This window comes from Streptomyces sp. NPDC048523, assembly GCF_043199815.1.
Lineage (GTDB): Bacteria > Actinomycetota > Actinomycetes > Streptomycetales > Streptomycetaceae > Streptomyces.
In genome coordinates this window covers 1032518-1046692 of the sequence record NZ_JBICWQ010000001.1, presented here as the reverse complement: position 1 = coordinate 1046692, position 14175 = coordinate 1032518, and the positions used below count along the sequence as shown (strand labels likewise).

The following is a 14175-nucleotide window of genomic DNA, read 5'->3' as shown; positions in this document are numbered from 1 at the left end:
GTTCGGCAACCGCATGGTTCAGGACAGCTGAGCCGTGGACCCCCGGATCACCACCCGGCACGGCAGCGTCTCCACCCCCGAGCGGGGAATGCCGTCGATCGCCCCGAACAGTGCCTGGGCGGCCGCCCGCCCGACCTGCTCCAGGTTCATGTCGACGCTCGTCAGCGGCGGCCGGGAGGCCGAGGTCAGGACCTGCCAGTTGTCGAAGCCCATGACCGCCACGTCTTCCGGTACCCGGTGCCCGCGCTCCCGCAGGACCTCGATGACCCCGCGCGCGATCTGGTCGCTGCCGCACAGCACCGCGTCCACGTCGGCGTGCCCCTCCAACAGCATCGCGGTGGCGGCACGCCCCCACCCCTCCGACCACTCCGCGAACCGCGGTTCCCCGACAAAGGCCAGCCCCGCGCCCGCGAGCGCCTCCCGGGCGCCGTCCGCACGGTCCCGCGCGGCGAGATAGCCCGGGTCGCCGGTGATGTGCGCGATCCGGGTGCGCCCGCAGGCCAGCAGGTGCTCGACCGCGATCCGGCCCGCGTCCACGTTGTCGGGCACGATCGACAGATCCGCCGGGTCGTCGGAGGGGGCGTACGCGTACACGACGGGAACGGGCAGGTCACGGCCCAGGGAGGGGCGTGGATCGGTCCGGCTGCCCACCACGATCAGCCCGTCGACCCGGCGCCCGAGCAGCGCGCGCACATGATGCTGCTCGCGGATCGCGTCACCGCGCGCGTCGCACAGGAACACCGCGACCTCGCCCGCGCCGAACGCGTCCTCGGCGCCCATGAGGATCGGGATGCTGAACCTGCCCTCCAGGTCGCTGGTGAGCAGTCCGACCGTGCCGGTCCGCCCGGCGAGCAGTCCCCGGGCCAACTGGTTGGGCCGGAACGACAACCGCTCCGCCGCCTCGATCACCCGCTGCCGGGTCTCGGCGCGCACCTGGCTGCGGCCGTTGAGTGCCTTGGACGCCGTGGCCACCGAGACGCCGGCGAGCCGGGCGACGTCGGTGAGGGTGGCGGTGTGCGAACGAGCGGGGCCGGGGGCGGATGTCATACGGGGGTCTCCTGTCTCGCGTCGCGCACTCCCAACCGTAACCGAGAATTTTCGGTCGCCCACCTGAACTCGTTGTTCTGCGCGGGGGATTGACGGACAGTGAGCTCGGTTCTAGCTTGACGAAAGCCTTTTCGGTTCGTTTCTTCCGGGTGCTCATCACGTAGGGGGATCGTCATGGGGAGCCCGTTCGGATCGCGTGGACCCGTCCGCCGACTCGTCACCGCCGCAGTCGCCCTGGCCGCCACCGTCGGCCTGGCCACGGCCTGCGGATCGGGGGACGACGACTCCGGCGGCGGGGGAGGGGGCACAGCGGACGCGAAGGGGGCCGACGACGGCGCCACGCTGACGATGTGGACCCGCGCGGCGACCCGCCCGCAGAGCGAGGCCCTGGTCAAGGCGTACAACGCCCACCACAGGAACAAGGTCGAACTGACCGTCGTCCCCACCGACGACTACCAGGCCAAGGTCGGCGCGGCCGCCGGTGCCAAGGACCTCCCCGACCTGTTCGCCTCCGACGTGGTGTTCGTCCCGAACTACACCTCCAGCGGGCTCTTCGCCGACCTCACCGACCGCATCGACGCCCTGCCCTTCGCGGACGACCTCGCCCAGTCGCACATCAAGGCGGGCACGTACGACGGCAAGAAGTACGTCGTCCCGCACACCCTCGACCTCTCGGTGCTCTTCTACAACAAGGACCTCTACCGCCGGGCGAAGCTCGACCCCGGCAAGCCGCCCACCACGCTGGCCGAGTGGGACCAACAGGCGCGCGCGGTGGACAAGTTGGGCGGTGGCGTCAGCGGCACCTTCTTCGGCGGCAACTGCGGCGGCTGCGGCGTCTTCACCTGGTGGCCGTCGATCTGGGCCGCCGGCGAGGACGTACTGAACAAGGACGGCACCGAGGCCCTCCTGGCCTCCGGCACCGCCGAGAAGGTCTACGACACCTACCGCGGCTGGGTCCAGGACGACATCGTGGCCCCCGGCGCCCGCGACGAGACCGGCGTGACCTGGACCGGAGTGTTCCCGAAGGGCAAGGTCGGCGTGATGCCCATGCCCTCGACGACCCTGGGCCTGATGCCCAAGGACCTCGACCTCGGTGTGGCCGCCATCCCCGGACCCGACGGCGGCAAGTCGACCTTTGTCGGCGGGGACGCCATCGGCATCTCCGCCACCAGCGACAAGACCGACCAGGCCTGGAACTTCCTCGCCTGGTCCCTGGGCGACGAAGCACAGGTCGACGTGGTCGCCGCGCACAAGGACGTGGTGGCCCGCACCGACCTCGCGTCCAACAAGTACTCCACGGCCGACCCGCGCCTGGTCACCATCAACCAGCTGGTGGCGGACGGCCGTACCCCCTACGCCCTGAAGTTCGGCCAGACCTTCAACGACCCCAACGGGCCCTGGCTGACCCTGATGCGCGACGCCGTCTTCGGTGACGCGGCGAAGGTCGCCAAGGACAACGAGGCCGTCACCGCCTCACTGGGCGACTGACCGTGACCCAGGGCTTAGGGCTGAGGAGGGACACGCAGGTGCAGACGCCGGACCGGGAGGCGGTCGAAACCCCGGTCCGGACGGAACGCCGGCACCGCCGCCTGCGGCACTCCCGCACCCTCCAAGGCCTCGGATACGCCACCCCGACAGCCGTGTTCGTTGCCGTCCTCTTTGTCCTGCCCCTCCTCCTCGTCGGCCAGATGTCGCTCCACGACTGGCCGTTGCTCGCCGGAGACCAGGGCGGCAACACTCCCGAGAACTACACCGACGTCACCGACAGCAACCTGTTCTGGCCCGCGGTCCGCTTCACGCTCCTCTACACGGGGATCGTCACCGTCCTCCTCCTCGGCCTCGCGCTCCTCCTCGCACTGCTGGTGCAGGAGTCGCGCCCCGGCACCGGCTTCTTCCGCACGGTCTATTTCCTGCCGGGCGCCCTCGGCCTCGCCTCCGCCTCCCTCCTCTTCTGGGGCATGTACAGCCCCACCACCGGCCCGCTCAGCCGCCCGCTGGAGAAACTCGGCCTGGTCGACGGCCCGGTGTCCTTTCTCGGCACACCGAACTCCGCCCTGCTGTCGACGGTGTTCCTCGTCGTCTGGAAGTTCGCCGGCTTCTACATGCTGATCCTGCTCGTCGGCCTCCAGCGCATCCCGCACCAGCTGTACGAGGCGGCGCGCATGGACGGAGCGAGCCGCGGCCAGGTCTTCCGCTCCATTACCCTGCCGCTGCTGCGGCCCTCCCTCGCCCTGTCCCTGCTGCTGTGCGTGACCGGATCGCTGCTCGCCTTCGACCAGTTCTTCGTCCTGACCAAGGGTGGCCCGGACAACAGCACGGTGACATTGGTGCAGTTGATCTACCGGGAGGCGTTCCAGCGGCTCGACCTCGGTACCGCGGCGGCCCTCTCGATCATCGTGCTGGCCACGCTCCTGCTCCTCAACGCCGTGCAGTTCCGCGGTCTGCGGCAGGCCGACGAATCATGAAGGGGGACCGCGCCGTGCGCACCCGCGCCCTCGGACAGACGCCGTACTACGTCGTCGCCTCCGGCCTCGCCGTCATCTTCCTCTTCCCGCTGCTCTGGAACACCTGGGCCTCCGTCAGCGCCCAGCCCGGCACCGCCCAGGAGTCCGGCTACGGCCTCGGCAACTACCGCACGCTCCTCGACTACGACGCCGGACTGTGGCGCTACCTCCTCAACTCGACCGTTGTCTCGGCCCTCACGGTCGCGCTCACCGTCGGTGTGTCGCTCCTCGGCGGCTACGCCTTCGCGCGGTTCAGCTTCCCCGGCAAGAACCTGCTGTTCCTGCTGACCCTGGCCATCCTCATGGTCCCGTACGCCACCCTCCTGATCCCCCTCTACGTCCTCCTCGGCCGGCTGCACCTCCAGAACTCCCTGCTCGGGCTGAGCCTGGTGCTGGCCATGTTCCAACTCCCGTTCGCCACCTTCATGATGAGGATCTCCTTCGAGGCGGTCCCCCGCGAACTGGAGGAGTCGGCCCTCGTCGACGGCTGCGGCACCGCGGGCGCCCTGCGCCGGGTACTGCTCCCGGCAGTGCGTCCGGGACTGATCACGGTGGGCCTCTTCGCCTTCCTCGCGGCCTGGAACGACTTCATCGCCCCGCTGATCCTCATCTCCGACAGCGAGAAGGCACCCCTGCCGCTGGCCGTGGCGAATCTGCGCCAACAGAGCATGGGCGCCGTCGACTACGGCGCCACCGAAGCGGGTGTGGTGGTGCTCGCCGTGCCCTGTCTCCTCGTTTTCCTGCTTCTGCAACGGCACTACGTGCGCGGGTTCATGTCGGGCGCCCTGAAGGGATGACGCGTTGTTGAAGGAGAACAGGGACCTTGTCGTACCGGTCGCACCGAGTCGCGGTCGGCTCCGGCCGCTCGGACTCGACGAGGTCAGGATCACCGGCGGCTTCTGGGCCCGGCGCAGGGAGGTCAACGCCGGCGCCACCCTCGACCACTGCCGCGACTGGATGGAACGCGTCGGCTGGACCGGCAACTTCAGCACACCGGTGGAGCAGCGGCGGGGACGGGAGTTCGCCGACTCCGACGTCTACAAACTGCTCGAAGCGATGGCCTGGGCAGGCACCGGCTCCGACACGATCACCGAGACGATCGCCTCCGCCCAGGAAAGCGACGGCTACCTCAACACCGCCTTCGGCCGCCCCGGCCAGCAGCCCCGCTACAGCGACCTCGAATGGGGCCACGAGCTGTACTGCTACGGCCACTTGATCCAGGCGGGCGTGGCGCAGATCCGCACCCTTGGCGAGGGCGAGCTGGCGAAGATCGCCCAGCGGGCCGCCGACCACGTGTGCGCCACCTTCGGCCCCGGCGGCATAGAAGCCGTATGCGGACACCCCGAGATCGAGACCGCCCTGGTCGAACTGGCCCGAGCGACCGGCGAACAGCGCTACCTCGACCAGGCGGCACTCTTCATCGACCGAAGAGGCCGAGGCACGCTCGCCGACGGCGAGTTCGGCCGCGCCTACTACCAGGACGACCTGCCCGTCCGGCAGGCCACCGTCCTGCGCGGCCACGCCGTCCGCGCCCTCTACCTCGCGGCCGGCGCCGTGGACGTCGCCGTGGAGACGGGGGACGAGGACCTCCTCGCGGCCGTCGTACGGCAGTGGGAGACCACGGTCGCCCGGCGCACCTACCTGACCGGCGGCATGGGCTCCCACCACCGCGACGAGTCCTTCGGCGACGACTTCGTCCTCCCACCCGACCGCGCCTACTCGGAGACCTGCGCCGCGGTCGCCTCCGTGATGCTCAGCTGGCGGCTCCTCCTCGCCACGGGCGAACCGCGCTTTGCCGACCTCGCCGAACGGACCCTGTTCAACGTCGTGGCGACCTCGCCCTCCGAGGACGGCCGTTCCTTCTTCTACGCCAACACCCTGCACCGCCGCCGACGCGGCACCGTCCCGGTGGCGGACGCCGTGAGCCCACGTGCCGAATCGAGTCTGCGCGCCCCCTGGTTCGCGGTGTCCTGTTGCCCGACCAACGTGGCCCGCACCCTGGCCCAGCTGCCCGCGTATCTGGCTTCCGTCGACGACCATGGCATCCAGCTCCACCAGTACGCGGACGCCGAAATCTCCGTCGACCACATCGCCCTGCGCGTGCGCACCGGCTACCCGTCCGACGGAACCGTGACCGTACGGATCGCCCGTTCCCCGGACCACCCATGGACCCTGTCCCTGCGCGTCCCGGCGTGGACGGAGGGAGCCACGGCCCGGCTGGTCGACGCCGACGGAACCCGCCGCACCGTCGCCCCGGGCACGGCGACGGTCACCCGAGTCTTTCGCCCCGGCGACGAGATCCGGCTCGAACTGCCCGTCGCCCCGCGCTGGATCGTGCCGGACCCCCGCATCGACGCGGTACGTGGCACGGTCGCCGTCCAGCGCGGCCCCCTGGTGTACTGCGCGGAGTCTTTGGACCTGCCGGGCGGACGGGAGGTCGACACCGTACGGGTGGACACCGCCGCCGAGCCGGTGGACCGGCCGGGTGACACCGTCGTGGCCCCGGGTGAACTCGCCGAGCCGCACGACGAGGAGTGGCCGTACCGGCCGCCGGACCAGGCCGAGGTGCCCGCCGCCGAGCGGCAGGGGATCGTGCTGGTGCCGTACCACTCCTGGGCGAACCGCGGCCCGTCGACGATGCGGGTGTGGCTGCCGACGACCCGGCACTGACGATGTCCGGCTCAGACGATGTCCGGCTCAGAGACCGGGACCAGCACAGTAACAGGGAGCAGTACAGAAACGGGGCCCAGCACAGACGCGACCGACGATCGGAGACCCGGTATGTCCCAACCCCCCACCCGCAGAGGCGTGTTGGCTCTGGCCGCCGCCACGGCGGCCGCCGTACCCCTCGTGCAGCTCGCCACCCCGTGCTACGCCGCCGCGGCGCCCGACTGGCCCGTGCGGCCCTTCCCCCTCGACCAAGTGACCCTCGGCGAGAGCGTGTTCCGCCGCAAGCGCGACCTCATGCTCGACTACGCCCGCTCCTACCCCGCCGACCGCATCCTGGCCGTCTTCCGCGCCAACGCGGGCCTCGACACCAGGGGTGCCCGGCCGCCCGGCGGCTGGGAGACCTCCGACGGCAACCTGCGCGGCCACTACGGCGGCCACTTCCTGACCCTCGTCGCCCAGGCGTACGCCGGTACCCGGGAGACCGCCCTCAAGGCCAAGCTCGACTATCTCGTCACCGCGCTGGACGAGTGCCGACAGGCCTTCGCGGAGCGCGGCTCACCGAAACCGAGCCATCCCGGCTACCTGGCGGCGTACCCGGAGACGCAGTTCGTCCTGCTGGAGAGCTACACGACGTACCCCACGATCTGGGCGCCGTACTACACCTGCCACAAGATCATGCGAGGCCTGCTCGACGCGCACACCCTGGGCGGCAACCAGCAGGCGCTGCGGATCGCCTCGGGGATGGGCGACTGGATGCACAGCCGCCTGAGCCGGTTGCCCAAGGCCCAGTTGGAGCGCATGTGGTCGATCTACATCGCCGGTGAGTACGGCGGGATGAACGAGGTGCTGGCCGACCTGTACGCCCTCACCGGACGCCCCGAACACCTCGCCGCCGCCCGGTGCTTCGACAACACCACACTCCTGGACGCCTGTTCCGAGAACCGGGACATCCTCGACGGCCGGCACGCCAACCAGCACATTCCCCAGTTCACCGGCTACATCCGGCTGTTCGACCACACCGCAGAGCAGCGCTACGCCGCGGCGGCCCGGAACTTCTGGGGCATGGTCGCGGGCCCCCGCACCTACAGCCTGGGCGGCACGGGGCAGGGCGAGATGTTCCGGGCCAGGGGCGCCATCGCGGCCACCCTGGGTGACAACAACGCCGAGACGTGCGCGACCTACAACATGCTCAAGCTGAGCCGACAGCTCTTCTTCCGCGACCCGGACCCCAAGTACACGGACTACTACGAGCGGGGCCTGACCAACCACATCCTCGCCTCCCGCCGTGACACTCCCAGCACGAGCAGCCCGGAGGTCACCTACTTCGTCGGGATGGGCCCGGGGGTGGTGCGCGAGTACGACAACACCGGAACCTGCTGCGGCGGCACCGGCATGGAGAACCACACCAAGTACCAGGACTCGATCTACTTCCGCTCCGCCGACGGCACCGCCCTGTACGTCAACCTCCACATAGCCTCGACGCTGCGCTGGCCGGAACGCGGGCTCGTCGTCGAGCAGAGCAGCGCTTTTCCGTACGAGGGCGTGCGCACGCTGACCTTCCGCGAGGGCGGCGGCAGACTGGACCTGAGACTCCGCATCCCGTCCTGGGCCACCGCAGGCGTCACCGTCACGGTCAACGGCGTACGGCAGCGGGTCCCGGCCGTGCCGGGCAGCTACCTCAGCCTGAACAGGGACTGGCGGACCGGCGACCGGGTCGGCCTCTCCACCCCCTACCGCCTGCGCGTCGAGCGGGCCTCGGACGATCCGACGGTCCAGTCGCTCTTCCACGGCCCGGTCCTGCTGGTCGCCCAGAGCCCGGCCACGACCTTCCGGGAGTTCTCCTTCTACAAGGACCTCACGCTCCGCGGCGACCTCGCCGACGCGGTCCGCCCCGAGGGCCGCCCGCTGCACTTCACCACGCACGGCCTCACCCTCGCCCCCTTCCACCTCGCGGACGACACCCGCTACCACGCCTATTTCAAGCGCGTCGAACCGCTCATCCGCTTCGGCCGGGCCGACTCGGGCGTCCCGAACCGCGCCCGCGGCGACGGCCTGACCTTCCTCGACGTGCTCTGGGCCGAGGCGCCCTTCGCGTCCTCGGGAGTGTTCGTGCAAGCGGTGCGCGCCCTGGCCGACACCTGGACCTCGGAAGCGCTGATGAGCACCACCGAGCGGGACCGGGTGATCACCGCCGCGCAGAACGCGGGCCTCAGGCGCTGATGTCGTCGCCGTCGAGGTCGGTGCGCTGCCGCAGCACCCGCAGCTCGTCACCGTCGATCCGCATCTCGTACAGCTTGCCGCGGGCGTTCTCGAAGGGACGGTGGAGGATCATCATCAGCCGGCCGTCGAAGGTCCGGAACAGCATGCCGTGCCCGCTGTCCTTGCGGACCAGCGGCCGGCGCTGCTCCCAAGGGCCGTGCAGCTCACCGGACTTGGAGACGGCGTAGGTCTGCACGTACCCGCCGCTGACGGTGCCGTCCGTACCGGCCGTGTCCTTCTCGTACGTCGACCACAGCATGAGAAGGGCACCGTCAGGGGTGCGGTGGAGCTGCGGGCCGTCGGTGACGTAGGGCGCGAGCTGGTGCGGTACACCCGCGGGGATCTGCTCACCGAGCCAGAACGCGTCCGAGCCCTTGAACAGGAAGACGGGCTCACCGACCGTCCCGGTCAGATCGGGGGCCAGCCGGACGGCTTCCATCGTCCCGTCGACGGTCTGCAGCCACTCGTGCGCGTACACCATCCAGGGCTGCCCGGCCGGATCGACGTACAGCGTGCCGTCGAGAGTCATCAAGTGCGCGGGCGGGGTGGGCCCGGACGGATCGACGACGGTGAAGGGGCCGAGCAGCGAGTCGGACACGGCGGTGACCGTGCCGCGCGCGTGGTTCGGCAACTGGAAGGGCGTGCCCCAGCGCCCGGCGGGCGGCACCGGCAGCATCCGGCCCTCGTCGTGCAGGGTGGTGAACAGGTAGTACCTGCCGCCCCACGCGTGCACCTCCGGCGCCCAGGCTCCGTCCCGCGCCCAGATCCCCTCCTGCTCGTCCGTCCGGAACACCACGTCGGGCCGCGTCCAGTCCCGCAGGTCCTGACTGCGGTAGACCATCGTCCCGACGCCCTCCACCCCGGAAACGGACGGCTCGTTGGACGTGTAGAGCCAGTACGTCCGCGTCTCCTCGTCGGCGACGACGAAGGGGTCGTGCAACGGCATGTCGGGCAGGTGGAGGGGCTCGTTGTCGGTCACGGGGGCACGATACGTGGAGGTCGTGATCAGCGGGCCGCGAGGCATTGTGCGCCGGTGCCGCCCGGTCCGGCCGCGCCGGGGTTCATGAGGACGGCGTACAACCTGCGCAACGCCCGCGCGGGCGCCCGCCTTTGTCCCGACGGCGTCAGGACGGTCCGTACCGCGCCGCGATGTCCGTGAGATATCCGCGCAGCAGGATCTTCGCCTCCTCCAGCAGCGCGATGTCCCCCTTCGTGTCCCGGCGGAAGGCCTCCTGGGCGAGGGCGTCGGCGGTGAGGATCGCGGCGTGACAGACGCGGGCGAGGGCCTCGTCGTCCTCGGCGAGACGCAGCGCGAGCAGGATGCGGCGGATCCCGTCGGCCATCCGCAGCTTGTGCTCGCGGTCCGCGGCCCGGGTCCGCTCGGTCAGTCCGCTGCCGAACCACAGGGCACGGAAGCCGTGTTCGCTGCGGTAGATCTCGGCGTACGCGTCGACGAGGACACCGACCGGGTCCTCCCAGCGCTCGGCGGCGGCGGCCTCCACGAGCGCGTCCATCGCCGCTTCCAGCTTCGCGAAGTAACCGGCCGCGAGCGCCTCGATGATCGCCCCGCGGTCGGGCAGGTACTGGTACAGCGAGCCGACCGACACCCGCGCCTCGGACGCGATCCGGGTCGTGGTGAGCGACTCGACGCCCTCCTCGACCAGGATGCGCTCCGCGGCTTCGAGCACCCTGGCCAACCGGGCCCGGCTGCGGGCCTGTTGGGGAGTGCGGCGCAGGGAGGCGATCCATGCGGCCGGGTCGGCGTTCGGGGCGGCATCCGGGGCGGACTCAGCCACGGCACGACCTCCGCTCACCCACGTGACCACCTCACGGGACAACCTCCGAACGTGAACGTGACTTTGTTTCAGGTTTAGGTTAGCGTCCCGCGCATGACCGACTCAAGCCCGGTGCTGAGCGAGGAACGGGCCGCCGTGGCGGACGCCTGCCGCCGTCTGGGGGCCGAGGGCCTGCTCATCGGTACGGCGGGAAACGTCAGCGTCCGTGTCGAGGACCGGGTGGCTATCACCGCGACCGGCGCGATCCTGGCCGAGCTCACCCCGGACCAGGTCACCGTCGTCGACCTCGACGGCGAGATCGTCGCCGGAGGTCTGCTGCCGACCTCGGAACTCGACCTCCACCTGGGCGTCTACCGCCGTTACGGCACCGCCGCCGTCGTGCACACCCACGCCCCGATGGCCACCGCCCTCTCCCTCGTCCTCGACGAACTTCCCTGTATCCACTACCAGTTGCTGGCCCTCGGCGGCACCGTCCGGGTGGCGCCCTACGCCACCTTCGGCACCCCTGACCTCGCCGAGTCGGTCCTCACCGCGCTGGAGGGCCGGGGCGCCGCCCTGATGGCCAACCACGGGGCCGTCACCCACGCCCCGACTCTCGACAAGGCGGTCGAGCACGCACTGCTCCTGGAGTGGGCCTGCGGTGTCTACCAGCGCGCGGCCGCCCTGGGGCAGCCCCGCGTCCTCGACGAACAGCAGCAGATCGCGGTGATCGAGGCCGCCCTCGCCCGCAACTACGGCACCACGCAATCCGCAGATTCCGCACCATCCGCGCAGGAGGGGAACCGATGAACGTCGTCACCATGGGCGTGCACGTGCTGGACGTCCTGGTCCGGCCGGTCGAGGAGATACCCGAGGGCCAGGGCGCGACCCTGGTCGAGGACATCCGCATGACCGCCGCCGGCACGGCCGCGGGCACCGCCCTCACCCTGGCCAAGCTGGGCGCCTCGGTGCGCACCGCCGGGGCGATCGGCACCGACCCGACGGGCGACCTGCTCACCCAGCTCCTCGACCAGGCCGGGATCGACACCGGGTTGCTCGTCCGCCGCATCGACACCTCCACCTCCGCGACGGTCCTGCCCATCCGGCCCAACGGCGACCGCCCCACCCTCCACCTGCTCGGCGCCAACATCACCTACGGCCTGGACGACGTGCCCTGGGACGCGGTCGCCGAGGCGAGCCACCTGCACCTCGGCGGCCCCGAACTGATCGGCGCCGACGTCGCCGCCCGCATCCTGGCGCACGCCAAGGAGCACGGCGTGGTCACCTCGGTGGACCTCCTCGCCCCGGGCGAGCTCGGCACCTTCGACCAGATCGAACCGCTGCTCCCGTACGTCGACTTCCTGCTCCCCAACGAGGACCAGGTCCTCGGCTTCAGCGAGGAACAGGACGTCGTCACCGGCGCGAAGAAGTTCCTGGCCGGCGGGGTGGGCCTGGTCGCGGTCACCCGCGGCGGCGACGGCGCCCTCCTGGTCACCGCCGAGGGCACGGAGACCGTCCCCGCCTTCGAGGTCGAGGTCGTCGACACCACCGGCTGCGGTGACGCCTTCTCGGCGGGCTTCCTGCGCGGGATGAGCCTGGACCGCTCACCACGCGAGGCGGCGATCCTGGGCAGCGCCGCGGCGGCACTGGTGGCGCAGGGCCTGGGCAGCGACCACGGTGACTTCGACCTGGCGGAGGCCGACGAGTTCTCCATGACGAGCGCGACCCGCGCATAGGCCGCACTCCCGCTTCACGGGCGCGAGGGGTGCGGAATGGGGGTGCGGAATGGGCGTGGGGCGGCCGGTGTTGCGGCAGCATCGAGTCCGTACCGCGCCCTCGCACTCCTGGGAGTTCCGATGCCCCGCTCCGAAGCCCGCGTCGCCACCGACCGGCCGCACCGCTACGCCAAGCAGCTCGCCTCGCACCTCGGGCGTCGCAGCCGGACCACGTGGGACGAGGAGAGCGGTGAGGGCACCCTGCTCTTCCAGAACGGAGGCAAGGGCTCCCTCACCGCCACCGAGGACGCGCTGCTGCTGACACTGGAGACGGAGTCCGAGCACCTCGATCTCCTGGAGAACGTCGTCGGCAGCCACCTGGTCCGCTTCGGCACCAAGGACGAACTGGTCGTCGAGTGGACGCGGGACGGCGGCGAGCCCGGCACGACGCAGCGCAAGGAGACCGACTGACCGGGCGCCTCAGATCGCGCAGCCCACGTGGGCCAGCGCCTGCTTGAGCAGCACCCCGTGACCGCCGGGCATCTCGCTCGCCACCGCCGGTGACAGGGCCTCCTGCGGACTGAACCACACCAGGTCCAGCGCGTCCTGCCGGGGCCGGCAGTCGCCGGTCACCGGGACGACGTAGGCGAGGGACACGGCGTGCTGGCGCGGGTCGTGGAACGGCGTGACCCCCTGGGTGGGGAAGTACTCGGCCACCGTGAACGGCTGGAGCGAGGACGGGATCCGGGGCAGCGCCACGGGGCCCAGGTCCTTCTCCAGGTGACGCAGCAGGGCGTCCCGGACCCGCTCGTGATGGAGAACGCGGCCGGAGACCAGAGTCCGGCTGACCGTTCCGTCGGGTCCGATGCGCAGCAGCAGGCCGACGCTGGTGACTTCGCCGCTGTCGTCGACGCGCACGGGCACGGCCTCGACATACAGGATGGGCATCCGGGCGCGCGCGTGCTCGAGATCGTCGGCGCTCAGCCAGCCGGGCGTGGTATCGGTCAAGTCAGACATTGCTAGATCATACTTTCCGGGGACAGCGGGCGCTCAGTCGCGCTCGCCTGGTGGGACGGGGACCGGGGCGGGAAGCACGTAGAGACGGCGGGCGTTGTCGCCGCTCGTCCAGGCCGCGACGCGCAACGCGTCCGGCAGACTCAGCTCGTCGGCGTCCACCCGCTCCTGGAGCAGAGCGGCGAGGCCCTGCCGGAAGGACAGCGCGCCGAGCAGATGGAATTCGGCCACTCCGTACGCGTCGGAGCTGTACAGCAGCTTGCGGAACGGCGTGATCTCCAGCGCCTCCGCCAGGATCGCCCGGGACCGCGCGGGCCCGACGTAGTGCAGGGTCAGGCCCACGTCCAGGTACACCTGCTCGAACACCGCGGCCAGATAGGCGGCCTGCCGCTGGTACGGCCAGCAGTGCAGCAGCAGGACCGGGACGGTGCCCGCGGTCAGGTGCAGCCAGTCCGTGAGGTGGGTCGGGTCGACCCGGTGCATCCGGATGTCGCTGTCGCCGAACCCGGTGTGCAGCTGGAGCGGCAGCCCCAGGTCCACGGCGGTCCACAGCAGATGCCGTACGAGAACCGGATCGGCCAGTCGGCCACCGCGAGCGAGCCAGTCGGCGGCGGCACGGGTGACCTCCGCGTCCGAGGGGCGCGCCGGGTCCAGGTCGAAGCCGGTGCGGTAGGCGGCGACCGACTTCACGGCCACCACACCGGGCCGCCCCACGGCCGCCACAGCGGCGTCCCGGAACACGTCGGCGTACGCGCCCGGCTCCACGCCCCGCTCGGCCACGGCTTCCGCAACGCTCTCCAGCCGTACGACCTCGTAGGCCGTCCCGCCCGCGATCCGGGCCAGCTCCCCGGGCGAGGTGATGCGGTCCGGCGCGTACCCGGTGTCGACGCAGAACACCTCCGTGCCCGCGGCGGCCAGGAAGCGGCGGTTGACCTCGTGCGGGCCGAGTTCGGCACGGCGGGCCAGGTAGGCGTCCGGCGGCGCGTGGCGGGGGAGGTCCAGCAGGGGTGCGCAGTGACGGCGGACCGCCACACCGACAGGGCTGTCGAACGGGGAGATCCCGGGCCAGACCGTGCCCTCGGTGAGCAACGACTCGAAGCCCGTCCGGTCGAGTCCGTCGGTGACGACCCCGTGGCAGTGGTGGTCCACCAGCCGGGCGGAGGCGAGGGCCTCGTGGACAGCTCCGCTCAT

General features: G+C 71.0%; 13 protein-coding genes. 8 read left to right on the top strand and 5 right to left on the bottom strand.

All coding sequences use genetic code 11. The features are described 5' to 3' along the window. Nucleotides 1-18 precede the first annotated feature (18 nt). On the bottom strand, nucleotides 19-1047 hold the full coding sequence (locus tag ACGFWE_RS04785) for a LacI family DNA-binding transcriptional regulator (protein WP_393597873.1): 1029 nt from the start codon (nucleotides 1045-1047) through the stop codon (nucleotides 19-21). 174 nt (nucleotides 1048-1221) lie between these two features. On the opposite strand from ACGFWE_RS04785, the gene ACGFWE_RS04780 reads away from it, so the two are divergent. The 5 genes from ACGFWE_RS04780 to ACGFWE_RS04760 all read left to right on the top strand — a co-directional run bounded on the left by ACGFWE_RS04780 (nucleotide 1222) and on the right by ACGFWE_RS04760 (nucleotide 8441). Next, complete coding sequence (locus ACGFWE_RS04780) at nucleotides 1222-2535, top strand: ABC transporter substrate-binding protein (RefSeq protein ID WP_393597871.1); 1314 nt, start codon at nucleotides 1222-1224, stop codon at nucleotides 2533-2535. A gap of 38 nt (nucleotides 2536-2573) precedes the next feature. Further along, on the top strand, nucleotides 2574-3512 hold the full coding sequence (locus ACGFWE_RS04775; RefSeq protein ID WP_393597869.1) for a carbohydrate ABC transporter permease: 939 nt from the start codon (nucleotides 2574-2576) through the stop codon (nucleotides 3510-3512). Between the two features lie 14 nt (nucleotides 3513-3526). Continuing rightward, entirely contained in the window at nucleotides 3527-4348 is an 822-nt protein-coding gene (locus ACGFWE_RS04770; protein WP_266392658.1) for a carbohydrate ABC transporter permease, read from the top strand. A 7-nt stretch (nucleotides 4349-4355) separates the two neighbouring features. Then, entirely contained in the window at nucleotides 4356-6221 is a 1866-nt protein-coding gene (locus tag ACGFWE_RS04765) for a glycoside hydrolase family 127 protein (RefSeq protein WP_393597866.1), read from the top strand. A gap of 111 nt (nucleotides 6222-6332) precedes the next feature. Then, a complete protein-coding gene (locus tag ACGFWE_RS04760) occupies nucleotides 6333-8441 on the top strand; it encodes a glycoside hydrolase family 127 protein (protein WP_393597864.1) in 2109 nt (702 codons plus the stop codon). Here ACGFWE_RS04760 and ACGFWE_RS04755 read toward each other — a convergent pair. Together ACGFWE_RS04755 and ACGFWE_RS04750 are read right to left on the bottom strand one after the other, a co-directional pair. Continuing rightward, nucleotides 8431-9426, bottom strand: a complete 996-nt coding sequence (locus ACGFWE_RS04755) for a glycoside hydrolase family 43 protein (protein WP_393598931.1) — start codon at nucleotides 9424-9426, stop codon at nucleotides 8431-8433. The two genes, ACGFWE_RS04760 and ACGFWE_RS04755, sit on opposite strands and share 11 nt — an antisense overlap. 178 nt (nucleotides 9427-9604) lie before the next feature. Continuing rightward, complete coding sequence (locus ACGFWE_RS04750) at nucleotides 9605-10276, bottom strand: TetR family transcriptional regulator (RefSeq protein ID WP_393597862.1); 672 nt, start codon at nucleotides 10274-10276, stop codon at nucleotides 9605-9607. 93 nt (nucleotides 10277-10369) lie between these two features. Between ACGFWE_RS04750 and ACGFWE_RS04745 the strand changes: the two genes are divergently transcribed. From ACGFWE_RS04745 to ACGFWE_RS04735, 3 genes are all read left to right on the top strand, one after another. Continuing rightward, nucleotides 10370-11065, top strand: a complete 696-nt coding sequence (locus ACGFWE_RS04745) for a class II aldolase/adducin family protein (protein WP_393597860.1) — start codon at nucleotides 10370-10372, stop codon at nucleotides 11063-11065. Then, entirely contained in the window at nucleotides 11062-11991 is a 930-nt protein-coding gene (locus tag ACGFWE_RS04740) for a carbohydrate kinase family protein (RefSeq protein WP_393597858.1), read from the top strand. The genes ACGFWE_RS04745 and ACGFWE_RS04740 overlap by 4 nt, the downstream gene beginning before the upstream one ends. 120 nt (nucleotides 11992-12111) lie before the next feature. Continuing rightward, nucleotides 12112-12441, top strand: coding sequence for a DUF2218 domain-containing protein (locus ACGFWE_RS04735; RefSeq protein WP_352380616.1), 330 nt, complete (start codon nucleotides 12112-12114; stop codon nucleotides 12439-12441). 9 nt (nucleotides 12442-12450) lie between these two features. Here the strand turns inward: ACGFWE_RS04735 and ACGFWE_RS04730 are convergent, their stop codons facing one another. Both ACGFWE_RS04730 and ACGFWE_RS04725 read right to left on the bottom strand, forming a co-directional pair. Continuing rightward, nucleotides 12451-12987 (bottom strand): NUDIX hydrolase family protein, encoded by a 537-nt coding sequence (locus tag ACGFWE_RS04730; protein ID WP_352380614.1) that lies wholly within the window; start codon nucleotides 12985-12987, stop codon nucleotides 12451-12453. Nucleotides 12988-13020: 33 nt separating this feature from the next. Further along, nucleotides 13021-14175, bottom strand: coding sequence for an amidohydrolase family protein (locus ACGFWE_RS04725; protein ID WP_393597856.1), 1155 nt, complete (start codon nucleotides 14173-14175; stop codon nucleotides 13021-13023).

Bases quoted from the DNA above. Each gene is read 5' to 3' on its own strand.
- ACGFWE_RS04785 (WP_393597873.1), bottom strand. From the start codon at position 1,047: ATGACATCCGCCCCCGGCCCCGCTCGTTCGCACACCGCCACCCTCACC.
- ACGFWE_RS04780 (WP_393597871.1), top strand. From the start codon at position 1,222: ATGGGGAGCCCGTTCGGATCGCGTGGACCCGTCCGCCGACTCGTCACC.
- ACGFWE_RS04760 (WP_393597864.1), top strand. From the start codon at position 6,333: ATGTCCCAACCCCCCACCCGCAGAGGCGTGTTGGCTCTGGCCGCCGCC.
- ACGFWE_RS04755 (WP_393598931.1), bottom strand. From the start codon at position 9,426: ATGCCGTTGCACGACCCCTTCGTCGTCGCCGACGAGGAGACGCGGACG.
- ACGFWE_RS04745 (WP_393597860.1), top strand. From the start codon at position 10,370: ATGACCGACTCAAGCCCGGTGCTGAGCGAGGAACGGGCCGCCGTGGCG.
- ACGFWE_RS04740 (WP_393597858.1), top strand. From the start codon at position 11,062: ATGAACGTCGTCACCATGGGCGTGCACGTGCTGGACGTCCTGGTCCGG.
- ACGFWE_RS04735 (WP_352380616.1), top strand. From the start codon at position 12,112: ATGCCCCGCTCCGAAGCCCGCGTCGCCACCGACCGGCCGCACCGCTAC.
- ACGFWE_RS04730 (WP_352380614.1), bottom strand. From the start codon at position 12,987: ATGTCTGACTTGACCGATACCACGCCCGGCTGGCTGAGCGCCGACGAT.
- ACGFWE_RS04725 (WP_393597856.1), bottom strand. From the start codon at position 14,175: ATGAGCGGAGCTGTCCACGAGGCCCTCGCCTCCGCCCGGCTGGTGGAC.